A 25,836-nucleotide genomic window follows, 5' to 3' on the forward strand; every position below is an offset into this window, starting at 1 on the left:
CTCCGGCAGGAAGAATCGGGGTGCCGCGTGAGACGCTGCACGGGGCCTTGTTGCGACGCGTTGATTCTTTGACTTGAGGCCCGTACGGGGAGGTGGCAGGCAAGTGGAGCAGCTGACGCAGCACGACCCGAGGCGGATCGGCCCCTTCGAGGTGCTGGGACGGCTCGGTGCCGGCGGCATGGGGCTGGTCTATCTGGCACGCTCGGCGTCCGGGCGCCGCGTGGCGATCAAAACGGTGCGCACGGAGCTCGCCGAGGATCAGCTGTTCCGGGTCCGCTTCACGCGCGAGGTGGAGGCGGCCCGCGCGGTCAGCGGGTTCTACACGGCCGCCGTGGTCGACGCCGACCCGCGCGCGGCCGTGCCCTGGCTGGCCACCGCGTACGTGCCGGCGCCCTCGCTAGAGGAAATAGTGAATGAGTGCGGGCCGCTCCCGGCCCAGGCGGTGCGCTGGCTCGCGGCCGGCATCGCCGAGGCGCTGCAGTCCATCCACGGGGCGGGCCTGGTCCACCGCGATCTGAAGCCCTCCAACGTGCTGGTCGTCGAGGACGGCCCCCGGGTGATCGACTTCGGCATCGCGTCCGGGGTCTCGAACACCCGCCTGACCATGACGAACGTGGCGGTCGGCACGCCCGCGTACATGTCGCCCGAGCAGGCGAAGGACTCGCGCAGCGTGACCGGCGCCAGCGATGTGTTCTCGCTCGGCTCCACCCTGGTCTTCGCGGCCACCGGCCACGCGCCCTTCCACGGGGCCAACCCGGTGGAGACCGTCTTCATGCTGCTGCGCGAGGGCCCGGACCTGGCGGGCCTCCCGGACGAGCTGCGCCCGCTGATCGAGTCCTGCATGCAGATGGAGGCCGCGCTGCGGCCCTCCCCGGAGGACCTCCAGGCGCAGCTGGCCCCGCACCTCTTCGGCGGCTCCGACGACAGTGGTACGGCGTCCGCGTGGCTGCCCGACCGCTCGGTGGCGATGATCGAGCAGCGCCGGGGCGGCGGCCGGGCCAAGGCGGTCGTCCCGCCCGCCGGGCCCGCCACCCCGCCCCGGACCGGCTACCAGCCGCCGCAGCCCGCGCACGCGCCGCACCCCTCGCTGCCGCAGGGCGTGCCGGACGGGCCGGTGCGGCTCGCCGGGGCGAAGGTGCCGATCGGCCCCGGGCCCCGGGTGCTGGACGCCGCCAGCGCGGTGGCCGAGGCCAGCCCGGCCACCGGGTGGGTCAGGTCGCCGGGCGGCGGACCCCGGCCGCAGTCGCAGGTGCAGGCCAGACCGGACGCGGTGCCCGCCAACGGCTCCCAGGCCGCCACCCACCTGTCGGCCGGGCCCACCGCCCCGCCGGTCCCGCCGCCCGCCCGCGCCCCGGAGGCGCCGGGCCGCTGGCGCCCGTGGCGGTTCCGGATGTCGAACGACGTGTGGGGCACCCCGACGGTCGACGGGGACCTGCTCTACGTGACCTCGTTCGAGGTGCACGCGCTGGACGTGGGCAGCGGCCGGCGCCAGTTCAAGACGCGGGACGTGGCCTGGACGATGGGGGTGGAGGCGGGCCGCATCCACGCCTCGGACGGCCCCACGCTGTACGCGCTGGACGCGGCGGACGGCCGCGAGCTGTGGCGGCTGCCCACCGACGCCTGGGTGTACGCGCTCAGGGCGGACCGGGGGACCGTCGTCACCGCCACCCGGGGCGGCGGCGTACAGGCGTGGGAGGCGGCCAACGGGGAGAAGCTGTGGGAGCTCGCCGGGGCGCAGACCGACTTCGAGACCCCCGAGGCCGGTCCGATGATCCACGAGGGCACGGTCTATGTGTGGCAGGACGCCCGGCTGCGCGCCCTGGACGCCCGCTCGGGCGCCGAGCGCTGGTCGTACCCGGTGGGCGACGCGGCCTCCTGCGGCGGCGTCCCGGTCCGGCTGGCCCCCGCCCAGGACGGCTATGTGTACGTGTCGGCGGGCACCCGGGTGCTCTCCATCGACATCGCCAGCGGCCATGTGCGCTGGCACTTCGAGGCCCCGGCGGTCTTCCTCTGCCCGCCGACCTTCGCCCCGGGCCCGGCGGTCGCGGGCGGCGGCGTCTACCTCGCCGACTACCTGGGCACGGTGTACGCGCTGGACGCGGCCACGGGCAAGGACCGCTGGCGCATCGCCACCGAGTCCCGCCAGTCCGTGGAGCCGGTCCTGGTGGCGGACGGCAACATCCACGTGGGCAGCGGCAACGCGCTGTACACGCTGGACGCGGTGACCTCCACCCCCAAGTGGCGGTTCGCGGCGGGCGCGGAGGTGGTGGGCACCCCGGTGGTGGCCGACGGCCGCATCCACTTCGGCTCGGCCGACCACTGCCTGTACACGCTGGACGCGGCGGGCGGCCAGCTCCGCTGGAAGCTGGCCACCGGCGGCGAGATCACCGGCTCCCCGGTGGTCCGGGCCGGTGTGGTGTACGCGTGCAGCAAGGACCGTTGCGTCTACGCGCTGGACGCGGTGAAGGGCACGGCGACGTCGTCGCGCTGACCCGGCCGGGGACGGCCGTCGTGCCGGACACGGAAGGGGCGGCACGGCGGCCGTCGCTCGGGTGAGCGCGGGGGCGCGGCGGGCGCGCCCCGGCCCTCGCTGCCGACGCTACGCCGGGTCCGCACCCGGTGCCAGCGGGGGCCGCGCCCCTTGCCGACGGGGGCCGCGCCCCTTGCCGGCCCGGCGGTCAGCGCACCCGGAACACGCCGCTCCGGCGCGCCCCGAACAGCTCGGTCTGGCGGTCCGGGGGCAGATTGCCCAGGGCGATCAGCTGCGGCGCGCGCGAGAACGCCTGGGCGAGCGCGGGTTCGCGGGCCGTCCACAGGGCGCGGACCGTGCCCTGCACGGCGGCCGTGGGGAAGGAGGCGATGGTCCGCGCGCACCGCAGCGCCGCCGCCACCTCGTCGCCCGCCGCGGTGACCTCGCTGACCAGCCCCGTCTCGTACGCCCGTCGGGCCGAGAGGCGTTCGGCGGTGCCCATCAGGGCGAGCCGGGCGACCTCGCCGGGCGGCATCCGCAGGGCCAGGTACACCGACTCGTAGGCGCTGACCATCCCGTACGTGGTGTGCGGGTCGAAGAACGTGGCGTCCTCGGCGGCGATCACGAACTCGGCCTCGCCGAGCAGGTAGAAGGCCCCGCCGCAGGCCATGCCGCGCACCGCCGCGACCACCGGTTTCCACAGGTCGTTGGCCTTCGGGCCGACCGTGAGGAGGGGGTCGTCGACCGCGTACGGGGAGGAGGGCTGCGGCACCTCGGCCGAGCGGTCGAGGCCGGTGCAGAACGCCTTGTCGCCCGCGCCGGTGAGCACGACCGCGCGCACGGAGTCGTCGAAGCGGAACTCCCGCCAGATCGCGGCCAGTTCGGCGGCGGTCTTGAGGTCGATCGCGTTGTGCCGCTCGGGGCGGTCCAGGGTGACGACCGCGACGCCGGTCTCCTCGCCGTCGACCGCGTCCCGCTCGACGCGCGGGCTCACGGCCGCTCCAGGAGCCAGCGCGGCACGGTCAGACCGCCGGTCCCGGTGAACGCGACCTGGACGCGCGCCCCGATCCGCAGCCGCGCCGGGTCCACCGAGTCCAGCGGCGCGTCCGGCTCGGCGACCACGTTGCCGACCAGCCGGATCAGCGGGTCCTCGACGAGTTCGACCACGACCGCGTTGTACGGGGCCTGGTCGGAGTAGGGCGGCAGGAGCGGGGGGTGGGGCAGGACGTAGGACCAGATGCGACCGCGCCCGGACACGCGGCGCCACTCGCTGTCGAAGGAGTGGCAGTGCGGGCAGCACGGGCGCGGCGGGAAGCGCAGCCGCGCGCAGTCGGGGGCGGCGCAGGACTGGACGCGCAGTTCGCCCCGGGCCGCGTACTCCCAGAAGGGCGCGCCGTCGTCGTCGGTGACGGGGACCAGCAGCTCGCTCGGCATCTCAGCTCCTCAGCAGCACGGCCGACGTGGGCACGCCCTCGCCCGCGGTGACCAGACAGGTGGCGGCGTCGGGCACCTGGGCGGTGGAGGTGCCGCGCAGCTGTTTGACGCCCTCGTTGATGAGGTTGAAGCCGTGCACGTACGCCTCGCTCAGTCCGCCGCCGCCGGTGTTCAGCGGCAGCCGTCCGCCGATCTCCAGGGCGCCGCCCTCGGTGAAGGCCGCGCCCTCGCCGCGGTCGCAGAAGCCGTAGCCCTCCAGGGAGAGCGGGACGAGCGGGGTGAACGCGTCGTAGATCTGGGCGACGTCGACGTCCTGGGGGCCGAAGTCGGCCTGTTTCCACAGGTGTCGGGCGGCGGTCCAGGCGGGGCCGGTCAGCGGGTCGTCGTTCCAGTAGTTGACCATGCCGTGGTGCTGGGCGGGCAGGCCCTGGGCGGCCGAGTGCACGTACACGGGCCGCTGCCGGCAGTCGCGGGCGCGCTCGGCGGAGACGATCACGCAGGCCAGCGCGCCGTCCGTCTCCAGGCAGTTGTCGAAGAGGCAGAGCGGCTCGCTGATCCAGCGCGAGGTCATATACATGTCGCGGGTCAGCGGGCGTTCGTACATGATCGCGGCCGGGTTCTGGTTGGCGCGGTTGCGGCAGGCCAGCGCCACGTTGAACAGGTGGTCGCGGGTGGCGCCGTACTCGTGCATGTAGCGGCGGGCCAGCATGCCGATCTCGTCGGCCGGGCGCAGCAGCCCGAAGGGGCGGGTCCACTGGGCGGGGGTGGGCAGTTGCACGGTGGTGTTGCGCCAGGGGCGCGGGCCGCTGCCGCGCTTGCGCGAGCGCCAGGCGACGCCCACGTTGGCCTGGCCGGTGGCGACGGCGGCGGCGAGGTGGGCGACGGTGGCGCACGAGCCGCCGCCGCCGAACCCGACCTTGCCGAAGAAGGTGAGGTCGCCCGCGCCGATGGACTTGGCGACCTCGACCTCGTCGGTCTCCTCCATCGTGTACGAGGCGAGGGCGTCGACCTCGGCCGGGGCGATCCCGGCGTCGTCGAGGGCGGCCAGGATGGCCCGGCACGCCAAGTGCTTCTCCGATTGGGGCAGTTGACGGGCGAACTCCGTCTGCCCTATGCCGACGATCGCCGTCGCGTCCTTGAGCACCGACACCCGCCACCTCCGTGTCCGCCGTGCGGCTGCTGCTGACAGCGTGGAAGGGTACAGCTAATCTGACGGGTAGTCAGCTAGCGTGCTGGGAGGGCTTGCCATGGGGTCACAACGGGAGCTGTCCGAGGAGCCGGAGCGCCGCGGCGACCTGGAGTGGGGCACGGTCGGCCACCTCGTACGGGAGGCGGCCGAACGGTACGGGACGCGGGAGGCCGTCGTCGAGGGCCGCACCCGGATCAGCTACGCGGAGCTCGGCGAGCGGGTCGAACGGGCCGCGGCGGCCTGCGTCGCGGCCGGGACCCGGCCCGGCGACCGGGTCGCGGTGTGGGCGCCGAACACCCTCGACTGGATCGTCTGCGCGCTCGGCGCGGTCACCGCGGGGGCGGTGCTCGTCCCGCTGAACACGCGGTTCAAGGGCGCGGAGGCGGCGTACGTGCTGCGCCGCAGCCGCGCCCGGCTGCTGTTCGTGACGGGAACGTTCCTGGGCACCTCCTACGTTGCCACCTTGCGGCGGGCCGCCGCCGAGGGCGAGGGCGCCGGGCCGCTGCCCGGACTGCCGCATCTGGAGCAGGTGGTGGTGCTCGCGCCGGACGCGCCCGACGACTTCCGGGCCTGGAAGGACTTCCTGGCGGGCGGCGAGGGCGTTCCGGCGGCCGAGGTGCGCCGCCGCGCCGACGCGATCCTCCCCTCCGCCCCCTCCGACATCGTCTTCACCTCCGGCACCACGGGCCGCCCCAAGGGCGCCGTCATCACCCATGCGCAGACCCTGCGGGGGTACGCGGTGTGGAGCGAGCTGGCCGGGCTGCGCGAGGGCGACCGGTATCTGATCGTCAACCCGTTCTTCCACACCTTCGGCTACAAGGCGGGCATCGTCGCCTGTCTGATGCGCGGCGCCACGATGGTGCCCCAGCCCGTCTTCGACGCGGAGGCCGTCCTCGCCCACATCGCCGCCGAACGGATCTCGGTGCTGCCCGGCCCGCCCACCCTCCACCAGTCCCTCCTCGACCACCCGGCCCGCGCCGCCCACGACCTGTCCGCGCTGCGCCTGGTGGTGACCGGGGCGGCGGTCGTCCCGCTGCGGCTGGTCGAACGGCTGCGGACCGAGCTGGGCATCGAGACCGTGCTCACGGCGTACGGGCTCTCCGAGGCCAGCGGCATCGTCACCATGTGCCGGCGCGGCGACCCGCCCGAGGTCATCGCGGCGACGTCCGGGCGGGCCATCCCCGGCACCGAGGTACGGGTGACGGCGCCCGCCGGGTCGCCGGGGGAGGTGCAGGTGCGCGGATTCAACGTGATGAGCGGGTACTTCGAGGACCCGGAGGAGACCGCGCGGGCCATGACGGCGGACGGGTGGCTGCGGACCGGGGACGTGGGGGTGCTGGACGCGGCGGGCAACCTGCGGATCACCGACCGGATCAAGGACATGTACGTCGTCGGTGGCTTCAACGCGTACCCGGCCGAGATCGAGCAGGTGCTGCTGCTGCACCCCGAGGTCGCGGACGTCGCCGTGGTCGGCGTCCCCGACGCGCGGCTGGGGGAGGTGGGCAAGGCGTACGTGGTCCGGCGCGCGGGCTCCGCGCTGACCCCGGCGGAGCTGGTCGCCTGGGCTCGGCGGGAGCTGGCGAATTACAAGGTGCCGCGGGAGGTGGAGTTCCTGGGGGAGCTGCCGCGGAACGCGAGCGGCAAGGTGAGAAAACTGGACCTGCGGGGGTAACGCGCCCCCCCGCGCCCCCTTTCGGGCCGGGCGTTCGCCTGCGGGCCGGTGGGGGCTGGTCGCGCAGTTCCCCGCGCCCCTAGGAGGGCCCTGCGGGCCCATCTCCAGGGGCGCGGGGAACGGCGCGCGCAACCGGGCACGGTCCGCGGATGACAGCGGGTTTGGGGGCGCGGGGAACTGCGCGAGACGTGGGCACGGTCCGCAGACGAAGGCGGGTTTCTCAGGGGCGCGGGGAACTGCGCGAGCAAGCCAGCACGGTCCGCGGATGACAGCGGGTTCAGGGGCGCGGGGAACTGCGCGGTCGGGCCGCCGCCTGGCCGCCGCCGGGAGAGCGGGGGTTTGGGGGGAGCCGCAAAAACCCGAGGGCCCCGCGGCCGTGTTCGCCGCGGGGCCCTCGGGTTCCCCCGTTGGGGCCGCGCATCCCCCGATGCGGCTGCCCCGGGGCTCCCCCGAGCCCCGTTCCCCCATGGGGCTCCCCCGAGCCCCTTCACCGTGGCTTCCCCCGAACCCACGGCCTCCCCCGTATTCCCCCGTACCCCCGTGCTCCCCCGTTGGCCTGTGGCCGCGGCGGCTACGCCTCCTCGGAACCCGCGTGGTTCTCCTGCGGCTTGAGGATGTCGGCGCCGATCAGCCCCGCGTGGTTCTCCATCGGCTTGATCGGGGTCCCCGTCCCGACCAGCCCGGCGTGGTTCTCCAGCGGCTTGACCTTGCCGTCGTTCCCGAGGACGCCGGCGTGGTTCTCCAGGGGGCGCACGATGTCGCTGCCCACCAGCCCCGCGTGGTTCTCCATCGGCCGGATCGTGCCGGTGCCGGTGCCGGCACCGGGGGCCGTGCCGGAGCCCGGGTTCCCCGCGTGGTTCTCCAGCGTGGTGTCGCCGGTGTCCGGCGTCTTCGCGTCACTCATCGTGTTCAGCTCCCCTGAGTTTGCTGCTGTGGTGCTTTGGTTGTGCTGGTGAACGGTGCCCGCCCGGCGGCTCCCCCGAGGGTCGCCGGACGGACACGTCAAGGGCCGTCCACACTAGTGGGGAGGCCCACCGCCGATCCGCCTGCCCCCCGACGCGACGGATCGTTGAGTAAGAGAGTGCCGAGTACCGATAAACGATGGCTAAACGGGGGCGCCAATGAAGTGGCCCAGCGCTCCTATCCGGAGCCCCGGGCCACCTCTCACCTGCGACCTTACGCCGCCGCCAGCGGTGAAAGAAGCTGCCGTACGTCCTTGGCCTCGGCGGCGCCCGTCGACTCGTAGATGGCCAGTGCCTCGCGCCAGCAGGCCCGCGCGCGGTCGGCCTGGCCCAGCTGGTCCAGGGCGCGGCCGAGCGTGGTGAGGACGTTGCCCCGCATCCACTCGCCGCCGATGCACCGCAGCGCCAGGGCCTGTTCGGCGTGCTGGGCGGCCCGCGCCGGGCGGCGGGCGGCGAAGTGGGCCTCGGCGATCCGGAAGTGGGTGGTGCCCTCCCACAGCCGCTGGCGGTTGTCCTGGAAGACCTTCAGCGCGCGGCCCAGCTGCTCCAGCGCCTCGTCGAGGCGGCCCGCCCGGGTGAGCGCGATGCCGAGCGCGAAGCGGCCGTTGGCGACCCGCAGGGCGAGTCCCATCTCGCTGAAGATGTCGAGGCCGCGCTGGGCGAGCTCGACGGCGCTGGCGGTGCGCCCCATGTTCACGTGGATGCGCGCCAGGTTGCACAGGGCGCTGGCCTCGCCGGGCAGGTTGCCGTCGGCGCGGTAGTTGTCGATGGCCTCCTGGAGGAAGCGTTCGCCGTCGGCGTGCCGGTTCTGGTAGAAGGCGATGATCCCGCGGTCGTTGGGCGCCACCCCCGCGGGCATCGGGTCCTCGGCCTCCTTGGCGAGCAGCGAGGAGACCCGCGCCTCCTCGTCGGCCTGCTCGAACCGGCCGGAGACGAGCAGCACGGTGGAGAGCGCGACCCGGGCCCGCGCCTCCGCGCTGGCGTCGCCCGTCCCGTGGGCGGTGTCGCGGACGGCGGCGGCGGTGGTCTCGTACTGGCGCGAGTTGGCGCCGGACTCCGCGAGGTCCTTGGCGGCCCAGAGCAGGTCGACCGCCCGCCGCAGCATCGTGGGCTCGCCCGCGCACTGGTGGACGCAGGCGAGCAGGCAGTTGGCCTCGGCGTACAGCCAGTCCACCGCCTCGTGGCCGTCGGGGAACGAGAGCCCGGGGTAGGCGGTCGGCGCGAGGTGCTCGACCAGGCGGTCGCCGGGGCGCTCGATCGCGTACACCCGGGCGGCCGTGGACAGATAGAAGTCCAGCAGCCGGGACATGGCCGCCGCGCGCCCGGACGGCGGGTCCTCGTCGCGCTCGGCGCACGCACGCGCGTAGAGCCGTACGAGGTCGTGGTAGCGGTAGCGGCCGGGGGCCGCGGATTCGACCAGGCTGGTGTCGACGAGGGATTCCAGCAGGTCCTCGGTCTGCTGGAGCGGCAGGTCGAGCACGGCGGCGGCTGCCGCGAGCGAGATGTCCGGGCCGTCGGGCAGGCCGAGCAGCCGGAAGGCGCGGGCCTGGGCGGGCTCCAGCTGGCCGTAGCCGAGTTCGAAGGTGGCCTTGACGGCGAGGTCGCCCGCCTGGAGCTCGTCGAGGCGGCGCCGCTCGTCGGCGAGCTTGGCGGCGAGCACCGAGACGGTCCAGGTGCGCCGGGAGGCGAGGCGGGAGGCGGCGATGCGGATGGCGAGCGGCAGGAAGCCGCAGGCGGCCACCACGTCGAGGGCGGACTGGCGCTCGGCGCCGACCCGCTCCTCCCCGACGATCTTGGTGAAGAGCTGGAGGGCCTCCTCCGGGGACATCACGTCGAGGTCGACGAGGTAGGCCCCGGCCAGGTCCAGCATGCGGATGCGGCTGGTGACGAGGGTGGCGCAGCCCGCGGTGCCGGGCAGCAGCGGGCGGACCTGGGCGGCGTCGCGCGCGTTGTCGAGCAGGACCAGCACCCGGCGCCCGTCGAGGGTGGAGCGGAACAGGGCCGCCCGCTCCTCCAGGGAGTCGGGGATGGCGGCGTCCGGTGTGCCGAGCGCGCGCAGGAACGAGCCGAGCACCGCCTCGGGCTCGCAGGCGCGGTGCGAGGTGCCCTGGAGGTCCACGTACAGCTGGCCGTCGGGGAAGTGCGGGCGGGCCGCGTGGGCCACGTGCACGGCGAGCGTCGTCTTGCCGACGCCGCCGATGCCCGCGAGCGCGGAGACCGCCATCACATCGGTCTCGGCGGCGGCCAGGCGCGCCGAGAGCTCCTGGACGAAGGAGGCGCGGCCGGTGAAGTCGGGCACGGAGGCGGGCAGCTGGGCCGCCTTGACGGGTGCGGGGGCGGCGGGCGCCTCGGCGGGCCGGGCCAGGTCCTCGTCGGCGCGCAGGATGCGCTGCTGGAGCCGGGAGAGCTCGGGGCGCGGGTCCACGCCGAGCTCGTCGGCGAGCAGCCTGCGGGTGTCGGCGTAGACGGCGAGGGCCTCGGCCTGGCGTCCGCTGCGGTACAGCGCCAGCATCAGGAGCTCGCGCAGCCGTTCGCGCAAGGGGTGCGCGGCGGTGAGCGCGGTCAGCTCGGAGACGGCCTCGGCGTGGCAGCCGGCGTCCAGCTCCATGTCGAGGCGGGCCTCGATGAGCTGGAGGCGCCACTCGCCGAGCCGGGTCCGCTCGGTGTCCGCGTTGGGGCCGGGCACATTGGCGAGCGGTTCGCCGGTCCACAGCGCGAGCGCGCTCTTGAGCAGGTCGCGGGCGCGCGGCTGGTCGCCGCCGGCCCGCGCCTTCTCGGCCTCGGCGGCCAGCTCCTGGGCGGTGGCGAGGTCGAGGACACAGGAGGAGAGCTGGATGGCGTAGCCGCCCGCGTCGCTCACCAGGACGCCCGGCCCGAGCGCCTTGCGCAGCCGGGAGGCGTAGGTGCGTACCGCGGCCAGTGCCTGCGGGGGCGGTTCCTCGCCCCAGATGGCGTCGATGAGCTCGGCCGCGGTGGCCGTGCGGCCGTCGCGCAGCAGCAGCGCGGCCAGCAGGGCGCGCTGCTGCGGTGCGCCGGTCTGCAGGGCCTCGGGCCCGCGTGACGCGCGCACCGGTCCGAGCACGCCGAAGCGCAGGCCGGTGTCCGCGGCCTGAACCGGAGCCCGCTGCTCCGGAACGCGCGGCCCGCCGTTTCGGTCCATAGCGACCCCCTGTGCCCCCGTAGCGCTGGTAATGCCCGTGCCAGTCTGCCCTGTCCATGGCATGCGCGTCAGCTACGGGTGACCCTCCGCACAAGGGCTCTGCACACATTCGTTACAGGTGGCGGGCGCGTGTCCACGGGGTGGTTCAGGGGATGGACGGGGGTCGCGGGGCGGGGAGGAAGGGGGCGAATGGCCGAGGAGTGACAGGTGGGTGGCCGAGGTGCGACCGGTGCGCGGGGCCGCCGGCGGGGCGCGGGCCGGCCGAAGCGGGCCGGTCCGGGGAGCTGACGGATCGTCAGATCGCGTCTACGGTGAAGGGTCATGGAAACCGTGGAGAACGTGAAGAACATGGAGCCCGCGGAGGACTTCCCGAGGATCATCTCGGTCGACGACCACACGGTGGAGCCGCCGGGGGTGTGGCGGGACCGGCTCCCGGCCCGCTACCGCGACAGCGGTCCGCGCATCGTCCGCGCCCCCCTCAAGGAGATGACCTTCCTCGGCGGGAAGTTCGCCCCGGTGATGGGCGCGCCGGGCGACGACGGCCCGGTCGGCGACTGGTGGGTGTACGAGGACCTGCACCGCCCCCTCACCCGCCTGGACACGGCCGTCGGCTACTCCCGCGACGAGATCCGCCTCGAAGTGATCACGTACGAGCAGATGCGTCCCGGTTCGTACAGCGTGCCGGAGCGGCTGGCGGACATGGACGTCAACCACGTCCAGTCGGCGCTCTGCTTCCCCACCTTCCCGCGCTTCTGCGGCCAGACGTTCACCGAGGCGCCCGACCGGGAGCTGGGGCTGCTGTCCGTGCGCGCGTACAACGACTGGATGGTGGAGGAGTGGTGCGGCCCGGCGGCCGGCGGGCGGCTGATCCCGCTCACGCTGGTGCCGCTGTGGGACGCGGAGCTCGCGGCGGCGGAGGTGCGGCGCAACGCGGCGCGCGGGGTGCGGGCGGTGGCGTTCTCCGAGATACCGCCCCACCTCGGCCTCCCCTCCATCCACGGCGACCACTGGGACCCGTTCCTGGCGGCGTGCCACGAGACGGGGACGGTGGTCGCCATGCACATCGGCTCCTCGTCCCGGATGCCGTCCACCTCCGCCGACGCGCCGCCCGCCGTGGGCTCCACGATCACCTTCGCCAACTGCTGCTTCTCGATGGTCGACTGGCTGATGAGCGGCAAGTTCGAGCGCTTCCCCGGGCTGCGGGTGATGTACGCGGAGGGACAGATCGGCTGGATCCCGTACATCCTGGAGCGGGCCGACGTCGTCTGGGAGGAGAACCGCGCCTGGGGCGGGGTGGCGGAGAAGGTCCACCGGCCGCCGTCGGAGCTCTTCGCCGAGCATGTGTACGGCTGCTTCTTCGACGACGCCTTCGGCCTGCGCAACCTGGGGGCGATCGGGGTCGGCAACGTCCTGTACGAGACGGACTACCCGCACTCGGACTCGACCTGGCCCAAGTCCAAGGAGGTCGGGCAGGCGCAGATGGCGCACCTGCGGCCGGACGTGGTGGAGCGGATCGTGCGGGGCAACGCGATCGACCTGCTGTCGCTGAGCCCGCAGGGGCTGTGGGCGCCGTAGGGACGCGTCCGCGCCCGGCGGGGTTGCCCCGGTCCGGCGGCCCCGCCACCATCCCCCTCATGACTCTCACACCCGCCGAGGCCGAGAAGGTCCTCGCCGACAACTTCGCGCCCTGGGTGCTCGATCTGGGGCTCAGCGTGCTGGAGACCGAGCCGGAGGGGCGGGCCGTGCTGCGGCTGCCCTGGAGCGACCGGCTGGCCCGGGACGGGGGCGGCCTGTCGGGGCAGGCGCTGATGGCCGCCGCCGACACCGCCACCGTCCTCGCGATCTCGGCCGCGCGCGGCGCGTACGGGCCGATGACCACCGTGCAGCAGTCGACCAGCTTCCAGCGGGCCGTGGTCGGCGCGGACGTGCTGGTGGACGCGCGGGTGACCAAGCTGGGCCGCCGCATGGCCTTCGCCGAGATCACCCTGACCGCCGAGGGCGCCCCGGACGCCGCCGCCCGGGCCAGCGCGGTCTACGCGCTGCTCGACTGACCCGCCCCCGATCGCGCCCGCCCGCCGTCGCCGCCCTTGTCTGACGCGCCGTCAGACAGCAAGCTGGGGGCGGCGGTTGCGTGACGGACCGTCAGATACGGTCCGCCTACGCCAAGGAGGCGCACGGTGCACGCGCAACCGCACGCGCTCGTCTACGGGATGCAGCTGCCCGTCCAGTCCCAGAGCACCCTCTACGCCGAACCGTGGGAAGCCGCCGCGACCCCGGACGACCTCGCCGAGATCGCCCGGGTCGCGGACCGCGCCGGGTTCGGCTACCTCGCCGCCTGCGACCACGTCGCCATCCCGCGCCGGCTGGCCGGGGCGATGAGCACCACCTGGTACGACCCGGTCGCCACCCTCGCCTACCTCGCCGCCGTCACCACCCGCACCCGGCTGCTCAGCCATGTCGCCGTGGTGGGACTGCGCCACCCCCTGCTCACCGCCAAGCAGTACGCGACCCTGGACCACCTCAGCGGCGGGCGCCTGATCCTCGGCGTGGGCGCCGGGCACGTGCGCGAGGAGTTCGACGTCCTCGGGGCCGACTTCGCCCACCGGGGCAAGGTGCTCGACGAGACGATCGACGCGCTGCGGGCGGCGCTCGGGCCCGAGGAGTTCCCCGAGTTCCACGGCGAGCGGTTCGACTTCGAGGGGCTCGGGCAGCGGCCCCGGCCCGCCCAGGAGGCCGTGCCGCTGTGGGTCGGCGGCTCCTCGCCGGCGGCGGTGCGCCGGGCCGCCCTGCGCGGTGACGGCTGGCTGCCGCAGGGCGACCCGCGCGACCGGCTGCCCCATCAGATCGCCCGGATCAGGGAGTTGCGGGAGCGGCACGGCGTGGAGCGGCCGTTCGTCGTCGGCGCCATCGCCGAACCGCTGTACGTGGGCGAGGCGCGCTGGAACCTGGGGCGGCGCACCCTCAGCGGCAAGCCCGACGCCCTGGCCGACTCGCTGCGCGAGTACGCCGCGCTCGGCGTCGACCAGGTCCAGCTGCGCTTCCGCTCGCGCGGGCGCAGCGAACTCGTCGACCAGATAGCGGCGTTCGCCGCCGATGTGGCGCCCCAGCTCGACGCCGGGTGAGGGCCGGGAGCGCGAGCGGAAGCGATGCGGCGGGACCGGGCGGGACCGGGCGGGACCGGGCTTTTCGAGGAAGAAGCAGAGGAAGAGGGAGTACGCCATGGGCAAGCTGGACGGCCGGGTCGTCCTCGTCACCGGCGCCGCGCGCGGGCAGGGCGAGCAGGAGGCGCGGCTCTTCGCCGCCGAGGGCGCCAAGGTCGTCCTCGCCGATGTGCTGGACGGGCAGGGGGAGGCGCTGGCCAAGGAGATCGGGGACGGCAGCGCGCGCTACGTCCACCTCGACGTCGGCCGGGAGGAGGAGTGGGTGGCGGCCGTCGCCGCCGCCAAGGACGCCTTCGGGCATCTGGACGGGCTCGTCAACAACGCGGGGATCCTCCGCTTCAACGAGCTCGTCGCGACGCCGCTGGAGGAGTTCGAGCAGATCGTGCGGGTCAACCAGACCGGCGCGTTCCTGGGCATCAAGCACGCCGCCCCCGAGATCGAGGCGGCGGGCGGCGGCACCATCGTCAACACCGCCTCGTACACGGCGCTGACGGGCATGGCGTACGTCGGCGCCTACGCGGCCACCAAGCACGCCATCCTGGGGCTGACCCGGGTCGCCGCCGTCGAGCTCGCGGCCAAGAAGATCCGGGTCAACGCGGTGTGCCCGGGGGCCGTGGACACCGCCATGAGCAACCCGGCCGCGCTCGACCCCACCGCCGACGCGGCGGCGGCCCAGGAGGCGGTGGCCGAGCTCTACCGCAAGCTGGTGCCGCTGGGGCGGATCGGGCGGCCGGAGGAGGTGGCGGCGCTCGCGCTCTTCCTGACCGGCGACGACTCCGCGTACATCACGGGCCAGCCGTTCGTCATCGACGGGGGCTGGCTGGCCGGGGTCAGTCTTTTCTGATGCAGCGTCAGGTCATGCTATTGACGGTGCGGTTGGCCGGTGGAACAGTCGACGCATCATAAATCTGACGAGGTGTCAGAAACGGTGAGGCGTCGGCGCGCCGATGACGACAGGACGGTGAACCTCCGTGGAATTCGGTCTCTTCGTACAGGGCTACGTGCCCGTGGCACGCTCGTCGGTCGACCCCCAGGCGGAGCACAAGGCGCTGATGGAGGAGACCGAGTACGTCATCCAGGCGGACCGGTCCGGCTTCAAGTACGCCTGGGCCTCCGAGCACCACTTCCTGGAGGAGTACTCGCACCTCTCCGCCAACGAGGTCTTCCTCGGCTACCTCGCCCACGCCACCGAGCGCATCCACCTCGGCTCGGGCATCTTCAACCCGCTGGCCGCCGTCAACCACCCGGTCAAGGTCGCCGAGAAGGTCGCCATGCTCGACCACCTCAGCGAGGGGCGGTTCGAGTTCGGCTCCGGGCGGGGCGCGGGCTCCCACGAGATCCTCGGGTTCATGCCGGGCGTCACCGACATGAACCACACCAAGGAGATCTGGGAGGAGACCATCGCGGAGTTCCCCAAGATGTGGCTCCAGGACGAGTACGTGGGCTTCCAGGGCAAGCACTGGTCGCTCCCGCCGCGCAAGGTCTTCCCCAAGCCGTACGGGAAGTCGCACCCGGCGATGTGGTACGCCGCCGGCTCGCCCTCCTCGTACGCCATGGCCGCCCGCAAGGGGCTCGGGGTGCTCGGGTTCTCCGTGCAGAAGGTCTCCGACATGGAGTGGGTCCTGGAGCAGTACAAGACCGCCATCCGGGAGGCCGAGCCGATCGGCGACTTCGTCAACGACAACGTGATGGTGACGTCCACGGCGATCTGCGCCGAGACCCACGACAAGGCCGTCGAGATCGCCGCCAACGGCGGGCTCAACCGGCTCCAGTCGCTGGTGTTCCGCTACCACGACACCTTCCCCCGCCCCGAGGGCGTACCGGAGTGGCCCGAGCTGCTGCCCGAGTACACCACCGAGATCATCGAACTGCTCATCGCCGAGGAGCTGATGATCTGCGGCGACCCGGACGAGGTCACCCGGCAGTGCAAGCGGTGGGAGCAGGCGGGGGCGGACCAGCTCTCCTTCGGGCTGCCGATCGGGGTGCCGTACGAGGACACCATGAACACGATCCGGCTGATCGGCGAGCACGTGATCCCGAAGATCGACACGGACCCGGTGCACCGGACGACGCGGTTCCGCGGGGCGGCCGGGGTCTGACGGGGCCGCGCCCCCGGCCCCCCGCGAGGGGGCCGGGCGTGGTTCCCCGCGCCCCCCGGAACGCGCCTTCGGCGCCCGGGGCGCACCAGACGCGGGATGGCGGCCTCCCGGACCGCCGGACCGTACTGCCCCGGCACACCGGTCACCCGGCGGCGGCCCGCCGTGCGCGACCGGTGCGCCGGGGCACACCTCCGCCGGGGCACAGCTCCACCGGGGCGCATCTCTACCAGGGAGCACCCCCCGCCGGTCACGGCTCCACCGGGCCACCGCTCCCGCCGGGCCACAGCTCCACCGAGGCGCACCTATACCACCGGGACACACCTCCACCGGGACACACACCTCCACCGAGGCGCACCTCCCGCCGAGGCGCCCCCGTACCGAGGCGCACCCGTACCGAAACGCCCACGTTCCGGCACGCCGGAAGAGAGGGACAGCATGTCCGACCTCGACCATCTGATCCGGCGCGCGACCGTCGTCGACGGAACCGGCGCGCCCGCCTTCACCGCCGACGTCGGCCTGCGCGACGGCCGGATCGCCGTCGTCGCCGAGCCGGGCACGCTGGCCCCCTCGGCCGCCCGCACCCGTGAGGACGCCGAGGGCCTGGTCCTCGCGCCCGGCTTCGTCGACCCGCACACCCACTACGACGCCCAGCTCTTCTGGGACCCGTACGCCACCCCGTCCATGAACCACGGGGTCACCACCGTCGCGGGCGGCAACTGCGGCTTCACCCTGGCGCCGCTCCACCCGGACCGCCCCGAGGACGCCGACTACACCCGGCGGATGATGGCCCGGGTCGAGGGCATGGCGCTCAAGGCGCTGGAGGAGGGCGTCGACTGGAGCTGGTCCTCGTTCGGGGAGTACCTCGACGCGCTGGAGGGCCGCATCGCCGTCAACGCCGGTTTCATGGTGGGCCACTGTGCCCTGCGCCGGTACGTGATGGGCCCGGACGCGGTCGGCGGGCAGCCCACCCCCGCCCAGCTCGACGCCATGCTGGCGCTGCTGCACGACGCCATGGACGCGGGCGCCTGGGGCCTGTCCACCACCCAGTCCACCACCCACTCCGACGGCGCCGGAGCGCCCGTCGCCTCCCGGCACGCCCGGCCCGCCGAACTCCTCGCCCTCGCCGAGGCCGTCGGGCACCACGAGGGCACCCAGCTCGAAGCGATCGTGGCGGGCTGCCTCGACCAGTTCTCCGACGACGAGATCGACCTGTTCGTGAACCTGTCGGCCGCCGCCGGACGGCCGCTGAACTGGAACGTCCTCACCATCGACGCCGCCGTCCCCGAACGCGTGCCGCGCCAGCTGGCCGCGAGCGAGCGGGCCCGCGCGGCGGGCGGCCGGATCGTGGCGCTCACCATGCCGATCCTCACCCCCATGAACATGTCGCTCGGCACCTTCTGCGCCCTCAACCTCATCCCCGGCTGGGGCGAGGTGCTGGGCCTGCCGGTCCCCGAGCGCGTCGAGAAGCTGCGCGACCCCGGGGTCCGCGCCGAGCTGCTGCGCCGCGCCCACAGCAAGGAGGCCGGGGTCTTCCGGCGCCTCGCCGACTTCGGGCGGTACGTCATCGGGGACACCTACTCCCCGGCCAACGCCGGACTCACCGGACGCGTGGTGCGCGACATCGCCGCCGAACGCGGCCAGGACCCCTTCGGCTGCCTCGTCGAGATCTGCGCCAACGACCGGCTGCGCACGGTGCTGTGGCCGATGCCGACCGACAACGACCCCGACAGCTGGGCGCTGCGCCGCGCGACCTGGGAGCACGAGGACGTCCTGCTCGGCGGCTCCGACGCGGGCGCCCACCTCGACCGCATGTGCGGTGCGCCCTACACCACCCGCTTCCTCGGCGACTGCCTGCGCGGACGGCGGCTGGTCCCGCTGGAGCGGGCCGTACGGATGCTCAGCGCCGACCCGGCCGCGCTGTTCGGACTGCGCGGGCGGGGCCGGATCGAGGAGGGCGGCCACGCCGACCTCGTCCTCTTCGACCCCGAGCGCGTCGACGCCGGACCCGCCACCCTGGTGCACGACCTGCCCGGCGACAGCCCGCGCCTGGACGCCAAGGCCGTCGGGGTGGTCTCGGTACGGGTCAACGGCGTCGAGACCCTCCGCGACGACGTGGTGACCGGCGCGCTGCCGGGCACCGTGCTGCGCTCCGGCCGCGACACGAGGACGGTGTCCGTCAAGTGAACGCGTACGAGCCGAAGCTGTTCATCGGGGGCGAGTGGGTCGAGCCGGACGGCGGCCGGTACGAGATCCTCGACCCCGCCACCGAGGCCGTCGTCGGCGCCGCCCCCGAGGCGAGCCGCGACCAGGTGTACGCGGCGTGCGCCGCCGCCCGGGAGGCGTTCGGGCCCTGGTCGCGCACGTCCCCCGAGGAGCGCGCCGCCGTCCTGGACCGCGCCGCCGGCCTCGTCCAGCGCGCCCTCGTCCCGTACGCGGAGCTCGCCCGGGCCGAGACCGGCGCCACCACCGCCACCGCGCGCGGCATGCAGGTGGCGGTGGGCGCGGCCCGCTTCCGGCGGTACGCGCGCGGCGCCCTGGAACCGGCCGAGGAGGCGCTGCTGCCGCAGGTCAACCAGGCCGGACCGATGGGGCGGGCCGGGGTCTTCGGGGCGCTCGCCGTCCGCCAGCCGGTCGGCGTGGTCACCTGCGTCACCTCGTACAACAACCCCTGGGCCAACCCGGCCGGCAAGGTCGCGCCCGCGCTCGCCATGGGCAACACCGTGGTCGTCAAACCCGCGCCGCAGGACCCCCTGTCGGTGTTCCGGATGGCCGAGGCGCTCGCGGAGGCGGGGGTGCCGCCCGGCGTGGTCAACGTGGTCACCGGCTCGGCCCCGGCCGTCGGAGAGGCCGCCGTGGACTCGCCCGACGTCGACATGGTCAGCTTCACCGGCTCCACCGAGGTCGGCCGCAGCATCGCCGAGGTGTGCGGGCGGGGCATGAAGCGCCAGCTCATGGAGCTCGGCGGCAAGGGGGCGGCGCTGGTCTTCGACGACGCGGACCTGGCGGTGGCGGTGGCGGGCATCGGCACCACGTTCTCCTTCTACAGCGGCCAGATCTGCACCGCCCCCACCCGGGTCCTGGTCCAGCGGGCCGTCCACGACCGGCTGGTCGAGCAACTCGCCGCCTACGCGGCCCACTTGGCCGTGGGCGACCCGGCGGCGCCGGGCACGGTGGTCGGCCCGCTCATCTCGGCCGCGCACCGCGACCGCGTCGAGTCGTACGTGGAGCTCGGCCGCAAGGAGGGGGCGCGGGTGGTCGTGGGCGGCGAACGGCCGCTGCTGGAGCGGGGGTTCTATGTGGCGCCCACGCTCCTCGCCGACTGCACCAACGACATGCGGGTGGTCCGCGAGGAGATCTTCGGGCCGGTGGTGGCGGTGGTGCCGTTCGACGACGAGGAGGAGGCGGTGGCCCTCGCCAACGACAGCGAGTACGGCCTGATCGACTACGTCTTCTCGGGCGACGTCGCCCGCGCCTTCCGGGTGGCGCGGCGCCTGCGGGCGGGGGGTGTCGGCGTGAACACGGTGGGGCGCAACATGGAGGCGCCGTTCGGGGGGTTCAAGAGGAGTGGGGTGGGGCGGGATGTGGGGTCGTACGCGTTGCACGCGTACAGCGAGCTGCAGGCGATCGTGTGGCCCGGCTAGCACCACGGCCCTGGGCGGTCCGTTCGCCTGCGGGCCAGCGGGGGCTTGTCGCGCAGTTCCCCGCGCCCCTGATCAGGCCGGGCCTTCGCCTGCGGACCGTGCGGGGTTGCTCGCGCAGTTCCCCGCGCCCCTGATCAGGCCGGGGCTTCGCCTGCGGGCCATGCCGGGTCGCTCGCGCCGTTCCCCGCGCCCCTGAAAGCCGGTGGCCGAGCTGACTTCTCCGGCTGGGCCGCACCGCCTGGGGGCGCGGGGAACTGCGCGAGACGCGGGCACGGTCCGCAGAAGAAGTCCGGCCCGATAGGGGCGCGGGGAACGGCGCGACCAGCCCCGCACGGTCTGCGGACGAAGGCGGGTTTCCAGGGGCGCGGGGAACTGCGCGAGACGCGGGCACGGTCCGCAGACGTAGGCGGGTTTCCAGGGGCGCGAGCAAACCGGCACGGTCCGTACGTTGCGGGCTAGTTCCCCAGGAAGATGGGGTTGGTGAAGGCCGCCAGGGGGCCCGGGAGGCCGGGGACCGTGGGGGTGTGGCGGACCTCGGCCCGTACGTAGGTCGCGTACGACGGCGTCGTCACCCACTCCGCACCGCCCGCCCCCGACGCCGGCAGCCCCGTACTGAACAGCGTGCCCTGATCGGTGACGAAGGCGACCGTGCAGCCGGGCGCGCCGCTCACCTCCAGCCGCACGGTGACCGGCTCGTCGCCCGCCGTCCGCAACCGCCCCCCGATCCCCGCGTGCCCACCCCGCCCGCCCGCCACGGAGAAGGCGAGCGAGACGGCGGCGGACTCCGCGACATAGCTGCGGCCCGCCTTGATGCCCTCCTGGATCGCCTCCCGGGACAGCTCCTCCGCGTACACCACCGTCTGCGGCCCGCCGATGCGGTCGGGATCGCGGTGGGCGTCGCTGTTGCCCATGGCGGGCAGCCACGCCCCGCCCGAACGGGCCGCGACGGCAAGGGTGTTGTCCCACTCCTGGAGGGAGACCTCGTCGTCGGGGGTGTACGGCCCGTTCCACACCTCCACCGCGTCCGCCTCGCCGAAGCCGAACTTCCAGGCGCAGCCGATGCAGGTGGCGTGCGGATGCGCGGGCACCACGAGCCCCCCGGCGCGCCGGACCTCGCGGGCGAACCGGCCGAACCGGTTCTCGCGCGCCCGGTAGCGCCAGTCCACGAAGGTCCCCGGGTCGGTGCCGAGCGCCAGCACGTGGCCGTTGCGGGTGGTGATCTCCTCGCCGGTGAGGATCAGCAGGTCGTCGCCCCACAGGCCCTCCCACGCCGGATGGGAGGAGCTCGTGTTGTGGTCGGAGGTGTTGATGAAGTCGAGCCCCGCCGCACGGGCGAGCGCGGCGATCTCGGCGGGGGTGCGCCGCCCGTCCGAGTGCCAGGAGTGCAGGTGGCAGTCGCCCCGGTACCAGGCCCGCCCCCGCCCCTTGGCCCGCGTCGGCGGGTACACCGGCGCCGGGGTGCTGCCCCGCTCACCGAACCGCAGGGTGACGGTCACGCGGTACGGCAGGCCCTGCGGCGCCACCGTGTACGGGCCGAGCGCGATGTGCCAGGTCCCGGCGCGGACCGGGCCGGGCAGGTAACCGGGGGTCGCCGCGTCCGCCCGCAGGAAGAACTCGGTGCGGGCGCCGCCCGACCAGCCCCGGAAGCCCCGCCCGCCCAGTTCGGTGCCGCGCTCGTCGAAGATCCCGATGTCCAGGGCGTTGTTCTGCGTCCCCGCCGGGACGGTGGCCTTGTCGTACGCGTACGAGACGGCCAGCTCGCGCACCCCGCGCGGGACCTCCACCGGCAGGTACACGAAGTCGGGGGAGCCGGGCGGCAGGGTGCCGGTGACCGTCCGGGTCACCTCGCCGGAACCGCCGTCACCACCACTGCCACGGCCACCGCCGTCGTCGGCGCGGGCCGCGCTCGCGAAGCTCACGGTACCGAGCGTGAGCGCGGTGGCCGCCCCCGTCATGAACAGTCCGCGCCGTCCGATGGTCCTGTCCTCGGGGGTGCCGCCCTCGGGTCCGGTCATGGCCACTGCTCCCGGTGTGGTGGAAGGGATGCCCGTCGGTTCCTGCGGAACGCTGCCGCTCTCGCCCACAGTCGTACGCGCGTGTGAACTGCCGTGCAAGGGGCGGCGGTTGGACAATGGCCGGTCCATGACCGGCCGATGGCCGTGCGCCTCCCTTGCACCCTCGCACCCCCGGGGATAGGAAGGGGGAATGCGTATCGCCACCACGATCTTCCTCACCGACGAGACGATCACCCCCGTCCGGCTCGCCCGCGAGCTGGAGGAGCGCGGATTCGCCGGGCTGTACCTGCCGGAGCACACGCACATCCCCGTCGAGCGGATCTCCCCGTACCCGGCGGGCGGCGAACTGCCGCGCCAGTACGGGCGCACCCTCGATCCCTTCGTCGCCCTCGGCCAGGCCGCCGCCGTCACCGACGGGCTGGGGCTGGGCACCGGGATCACGCTGGTCGCCCAGCACGACCCCATCGACCTGGCCAAACAGGCCGCCACCGTCGACCACCTCTCCGGCGGGCGGCTCACCCTGGGCATCGGCTACGGCTGGAACCGCGAGGAGGCCGCCGACCACGGCGTGCGGTGGTCCACCCGCCGCGAGCTGGTCCGCGAGCGGGTGCGCCTGATGAAGGCGCTGTGGGCGGCGGAGCCCACGGGGTACGAGGGCGAGTTCGGCTCGGTGAAGCCCAGCTGGGCCCATCCCAAGCCGGTGCGGGGTGCGCCCCGGCTGCTGATCGGGGGGTCGGCCGGGCCGAAGATGTTCGCGCACATCGCCGAGTACGCGGACGGGTGGATGCCGATCGGGGGGAGCGGGCTCACGGAGTCCATCCCGGTGCTGCGGGAGGCGTGGGAGGCGGCGGGGCGGGTGCCGGAGGAACTGGTGGTCGTGCCGTACGCGGTGCTGCCGGATCCGGGGAAGCTCGGGCACTACGCGGCGCTGGGCATCGACGAGGTGGTCGTCCAGCTCCCGTCCGCCGACGAGCCGACGGTCCTGAAGTCCCTGGACGCCCTCACCCCGTTCCTGAACGCGGTGAACCCCGAGGAGTAGCCGACCCGCCTTCGTCCGCGGACCGTGCGGGGCTGGTCGCGCCGTTCCCCGCGCCCCTTTTGGGGCCGGACTTCTTCTGCGGACCGTGCCCGCGTCTCGCGCAGTTCCCCGCGCCCCCAGGCGGTGCGGCCCAGCCGGAGAAGTCAGCTCGGCCACCGGCTTTCAGGGGCGCGGGGAACTGCGCGACCAGCCCAGCACGGTCCGCAGGCGAAGTCCCGGCCTGATCAGGGGCGCGGGGAACTGCGCGAGCGACCCCGCACGGTCCGCAGGCGGAGTCCGGGCCGATCAGGGGCGCGGGGAACCGCGCGAGTGGCCCAGGACGGCCCGCGCGGGCCCCCTCGTATGCTCGGGTAATGACTTCCAGCTCGCGACCGCAGCCCCCCGCACCGACCGCCAACGCGATGCGGCGCGCGCTGAAACGCGCCCGGGACGGCGTCGCGCTCGACACCGCCGAGGCGGCCGTGCTGCTGCGGGCCCGCGGGGACGACCTCGCGGACCTGACCGCCTCCGCCGCCCGCGTGCGCGACGCGGGCCTCGCGGCGGCGGGCCGCCCGGGAGTGATCACGTACTCCAAGAGCGTCTTCATCCCGCTCACCCGGCTCTGCCGGGACAAGTGCCACTACTGCACCTTCGTCACCGTCCCCGGCAAGCTCCGCAAGGCCGGGCACGGGATGTTCATGTCGCCCGACGAGGTCCTGGACGTGGCCCGCCGCGGCGCGGAACTCGGCTGCAAGGAAGCCCTGGTCACGCTGGGCGACAAGCCCGAGGACCGCTGGCCCGAGGCCCGCGAGTGGCTGGACGCGCACGGGTACGACGACACCATCGCGTACGTGCGGGCCATCTCGATCCGCATCCTGGAGGAGACCGGCCTGCTGCCGCACCTCAACCCCGGGGTGATGTCGTGGACCGACTTCCAGCGGCTCAAGCCGGTGGCCCCGAGCATGGGCATGATGCTGGAGACGACCGCGACCCGGCTGTGGTCCGAGCCGGGCGGCCCGCACTACGGTTCCCCGGACAAGGAGCCCGCCGTACGGCTGCGGGTCCTGGAGGACGCGGGCCGCTCCTCGGTGCCGTTCACCAGCGGCCTGCTGATCGGCATCGGCGAGACGTACGAGGAGCGCGCCGAGTCGCTGTTCGCGCTGCGCCGGGTGGCCCGTTCCTACCACGGCGTCCAGGAACTCATCATCCAGAACTTCCGCGCCAAGCCGGACACCGCGATGCGCGGCATGCCGGACGCGGACCTCGACGACCTGGTGGCGACGGTCGCGGTCGCCCGGCACATCATGGGCCCCGCCGGCTGCCTCCAGGCCCCGCCCAACCTGGTGGCGGGCGAGTACGCGCGGCTGATCGGCGCGGGCATCGACGACTGGGGCGGGGTCTCCCCGGTCACCATCGACCACGTCAACCCCGAGCGCCCCTGGCCGAGGATCGAGGAGCTGGCCGAGCGCTCCGCCGAGGCGGGCTTCGAGCTGCGCGAACGGCTCTGCGTGTACCCGGAGTTCGTGACGCGCGGCGAGCCCTGGCTGGACCCCCGGCTGCTGCCGCACGTCCGGGCGCTGGCGGACCCGAAGACGGGGCTGGCGAACCCGGACGCGCCGGTGCGCGGACTGCCCTGGCAGGAGCCCGACGAGGCGTTCACGGCCGCGGGCCGCACCGATCTGCACCGCACCATCGACACCACCGGCCGCACCCACGACCGCCGCGACGACTTCGACGAGGTGTACGGGGACTGGGAGGCGCTGCGCGAGGCGGCGGCCCCGGGCATGGTGCCGTCCCGCATCGACACCGATGTGCGCCAGGCGCTGGCCACCGCCGCCGACGACCCCACCCGGCTCACCGACGAGGAGGCGCTGGCGCTGCTGCACGCGGACGGCCCGGCCCTGGACGCGCTGACCCGGATCGCCGACGAGCTGCGCCGCGACGTGGTCGGCGACGACGTCACGTACATCGTGACCCGGAACATCAACTTCACCAACGTCTGCTACACCGGCTGCCGGTTCTGCGCCTTCGCCCAGCGCCGCACCGACGCCGACGCGTACACCCTCTCCCTCTCCCAGGTCGCCGACCGCGCCGAGCAGGCGTGGCAGGTGGGCGCGGTGGAGGTGTGCATGCAGGGCGGCATCCACCCCGACCTGCCGGGCACCGCCTACTTCGACATCGCGCGGGCCGTGAAGGAGCGCGTGCCGGGCATGCACGTGCACGCCTTCTCCCCGATGGAGGTCGTCAACGGGGCCACCCGCACCGGCCTTTCGATACGGGAGTGGCTCACCGCCGCCAAGGAGGCGGGCCTCGACTCCATCCCCGGCACCGCCGCCGAGATCCTCGACGACGAGGTCCGCTGGGTCCTCACCAAGGGCAAGCTGCCCACCGCCACCTGGATCGAGGTGGTGAAGACCGCCCACGAGCTGGGCATCCGCTCCTCCTCGACGATGATGTACGGGCACGTGGACCAGCCCCGCCACTGGCTCGGCCACTTCCGCACCCTGGCCCGCGTCCAGCAGGAGACCGGCGGCTTCACCGAGTTCGTGACGCTGCCCTTCATCCACACCAACGCGCCGGTCTACCTGGCCGGCATCGCCCGCCCGGGCCCCACCGTCCGCGACAACCGGGCGGTGACGGCGATGGCCCGGCTGCTGCTGCACCCGCACATCACCAACATCCAGACCAGCTGGGTCAAGCTGGGCGCGGAGGGCGCGGCCGAGATGCTCCGCTCCGGCGCCAACGACCTGGGCGGCACCCTGATGGAGGAGACCATCTCCCGCATGGCCGGGTCGAGTTACGGCTCGTACCGCTCGATCAGGGATCTGGAGGCCATCGCCGAACGGGCCGGCCGCCCGGCCCGCCCGCGCACCACGCTGTACGGGGAGGTGCCCGCCGAGCGCCGCACGGCGGCCCTCGCCTCCGACGGGCACCTGCCCGAACTCCTGCCCGTACTGGAGGAGTAGGGGAGCGGGGCGAGGAGGGGAGGCGGGGCGGCGGTGCCCGGCGGGCCGT

At 74.1% G+C, this 25,836-nt stretch carries 17 protein-coding genes; 11 read left to right on the plus strand and 6 right to left on the minus strand.

Going from position 1 to position 25,836, the window contains the following annotated elements; genetic code table 11:
• The first annotated feature begins 103 nt into the window (after positions 1-103).
• Entirely contained in the window at positions 104-2,491 is a 2,388-nt protein-coding gene (locus AB5J87_RS20150) for a PQQ-binding-like beta-propeller repeat protein (RefSeq protein WP_369378278.1), read from the plus strand.
• A 187-nt stretch (positions 2,492-2,678) separates the two neighbouring features.
• On the opposite strand, the gene AB5J87_RS20155 is transcribed toward AB5J87_RS20150, so the two are convergent.
• The 3 genes from AB5J87_RS20155 to AB5J87_RS20165 are packed head-to-tail and all read right to left on the minus strand — an operon-like array spanning position 2,679 to position 5,054.
• Positions 2,679-3,464 carry an enoyl-CoA hydratase/isomerase family protein gene (locus AB5J87_RS20155; RefSeq protein WP_369378279.1) on the minus strand — a complete coding sequence of 262 codons (786 nt, stop codon included), beginning with the start codon at positions 3,462-3,464 and terminating at the stop codon, positions 2,679-2,681.
• Positions 3,461-3,904 carry a Zn-ribbon domain-containing OB-fold protein gene (locus tag AB5J87_RS20160; protein WP_369378280.1) on the minus strand — a complete coding sequence of 148 codons (444 nt, stop codon included), beginning with the start codon at positions 3,902-3,904 and terminating at the stop codon, positions 3,461-3,463. Before AB5J87_RS20160 ends, AB5J87_RS20155 begins: the two co-directional genes overlap by 4 nt.
• Before the next feature lies 1 nt (position 3,905).
• Entirely contained in the window at positions 3,906-5,054 is a 1,149-nt protein-coding gene (locus tag AB5J87_RS20165; RefSeq protein WP_369378281.1) for a lipid-transfer protein, read from the minus strand.
• A gap of 97 nt (positions 5,055-5,151) precedes the next feature.
• On the opposite strand from AB5J87_RS20165, the gene AB5J87_RS20170 reads away from it, so the two are divergent.
• Positions 5,152-6,765, plus strand: a complete 1,614-nt coding sequence (locus tag AB5J87_RS20170; protein ID WP_369378282.1) for a FadD3 family acyl-CoA ligase — start codon at positions 5,152-5,154, stop codon at positions 6,763-6,765.
• Positions 6,766-7,336: 571 nt separating this feature from the next.
• On the opposite strand, the gene AB5J87_RS20175 is transcribed toward AB5J87_RS20170, so the two are convergent.
• Positions 7,337-7,669, minus strand: coding sequence for a hypothetical protein (locus AB5J87_RS20175; RefSeq protein ID WP_369378283.1), 333 nt, complete (start codon positions 7,667-7,669; stop codon positions 7,337-7,339).
• A 272-nt stretch (positions 7,670-7,941) separates the two neighbouring features.
• Positions 7,942-10,887, minus strand: a complete 2,946-nt coding sequence (locus AB5J87_RS20180) for a BTAD domain-containing putative transcriptional regulator (RefSeq protein WP_369378284.1) — start codon at positions 10,885-10,887, stop codon at positions 7,942-7,944.
• Positions 10,888-11,235: 348 nt separating this feature from the next.
• Here AB5J87_RS20180 and AB5J87_RS20185 point away from each other — a divergent pair, with 348 nt between their 5' ends.
• The 7 genes from AB5J87_RS20185 (at position 11,236) to AB5J87_RS20215 (ending at position 19,788) form a co-directional block, all read left to right on the plus strand.
• Positions 11,236-12,462 carry an amidohydrolase family protein gene (locus AB5J87_RS20185; RefSeq protein ID WP_369383596.1) on the plus strand — a complete coding sequence of 409 codons (1,227 nt, stop codon included), beginning with the start codon at positions 11,236-11,238 and terminating at the stop codon, positions 12,460-12,462.
• A 59-nt stretch (positions 12,463-12,521) separates the two neighbouring features.
• Complete coding sequence (locus tag AB5J87_RS20190) at positions 12,522-12,938, plus strand: PaaI family thioesterase (RefSeq protein ID WP_369378285.1); 417 nt, start codon at positions 12,522-12,524, stop codon at positions 12,936-12,938.
• Between the two features lie 159 nt (positions 12,939-13,097).
• Complete coding sequence (locus AB5J87_RS20195) at positions 13,098-14,009, plus strand: LLM class F420-dependent oxidoreductase (RefSeq protein WP_369383597.1); 912 nt, start codon at positions 13,098-13,100, stop codon at positions 14,007-14,009.
• Between the two features lie 97 nt (positions 14,010-14,106).
• Positions 14,107-14,892: an SDR family NAD(P)-dependent oxidoreductase gene (locus tag AB5J87_RS20200; protein ID WP_369378286.1), complete on the plus strand. Its 786-nt coding sequence runs from the start codon at positions 14,107-14,109 to the stop codon at positions 14,890-14,892.
• Positions 14,893-15,019: 127 nt separating this feature from the next.
• Positions 15,020-16,147: an LLM class flavin-dependent oxidoreductase gene (locus tag AB5J87_RS20205; protein WP_369378287.1), complete on the plus strand. Its 1,128-nt coding sequence runs from the start codon at positions 15,020-15,022 to the stop codon at positions 16,145-16,147.
• Between the two features lie 435 nt (positions 16,148-16,582).
• On the plus strand, positions 16,583-18,331 hold the full coding sequence (locus AB5J87_RS20210; protein ID WP_369378288.1) for an amidohydrolase family protein: 1,749 nt from the start codon (positions 16,583-16,585) through the stop codon (positions 18,329-18,331).
• The gene (locus AB5J87_RS20215; protein WP_369378289.1) at positions 18,328-19,788 is read left to right on the plus strand and encodes an aldehyde dehydrogenase family protein; all 1,461 of its coding nucleotides are present in this window, start codon (positions 18,328-18,330) and stop codon (positions 19,786-19,788) included. Before AB5J87_RS20210 ends, AB5J87_RS20215 begins: the two co-directional genes overlap by 4 nt.
• 455 nt (positions 19,789-20,243) lie before the next feature.
• On the opposite strand, the gene AB5J87_RS20220 is transcribed toward AB5J87_RS20215, so the two are convergent.
• The gene (locus tag AB5J87_RS20220) at positions 20,244-21,803 is read right to left on the minus strand and encodes a CehA/McbA family metallohydrolase (protein WP_369378290.1); all 1,560 of its coding nucleotides are present in this window, start codon (positions 21,801-21,803) and stop codon (positions 20,244-20,246) included.
• 190 nt (positions 21,804-21,993) lie between these two features.
• Between AB5J87_RS20220 and AB5J87_RS20225 the strand changes: the two genes are divergently transcribed.
• On the plus strand, positions 21,994-22,842 hold the full coding sequence (locus AB5J87_RS20225; RefSeq protein WP_369378291.1) for an LLM class F420-dependent oxidoreductase: 849 nt from the start codon (positions 21,994-21,996) through the stop codon (positions 22,840-22,842).
• 353 nt (positions 22,843-23,195) lie between these two features.
• Entirely contained in the window at positions 23,196-25,787 is a 2,592-nt protein-coding gene (locus AB5J87_RS20230; protein ID WP_369378292.1) for a bifunctional FO biosynthesis protein CofGH, read from the plus strand.
• The last annotated feature ends 49 nt before the right edge of the window (positions 25,788-25,836 follow it).

This window comes from Streptomyces sp. cg36 (assembly GCF_041080675.1).
GTDB lineage: Bacteria > Actinomycetota > Actinomycetes > Streptomycetales > Streptomycetaceae > Streptomyces.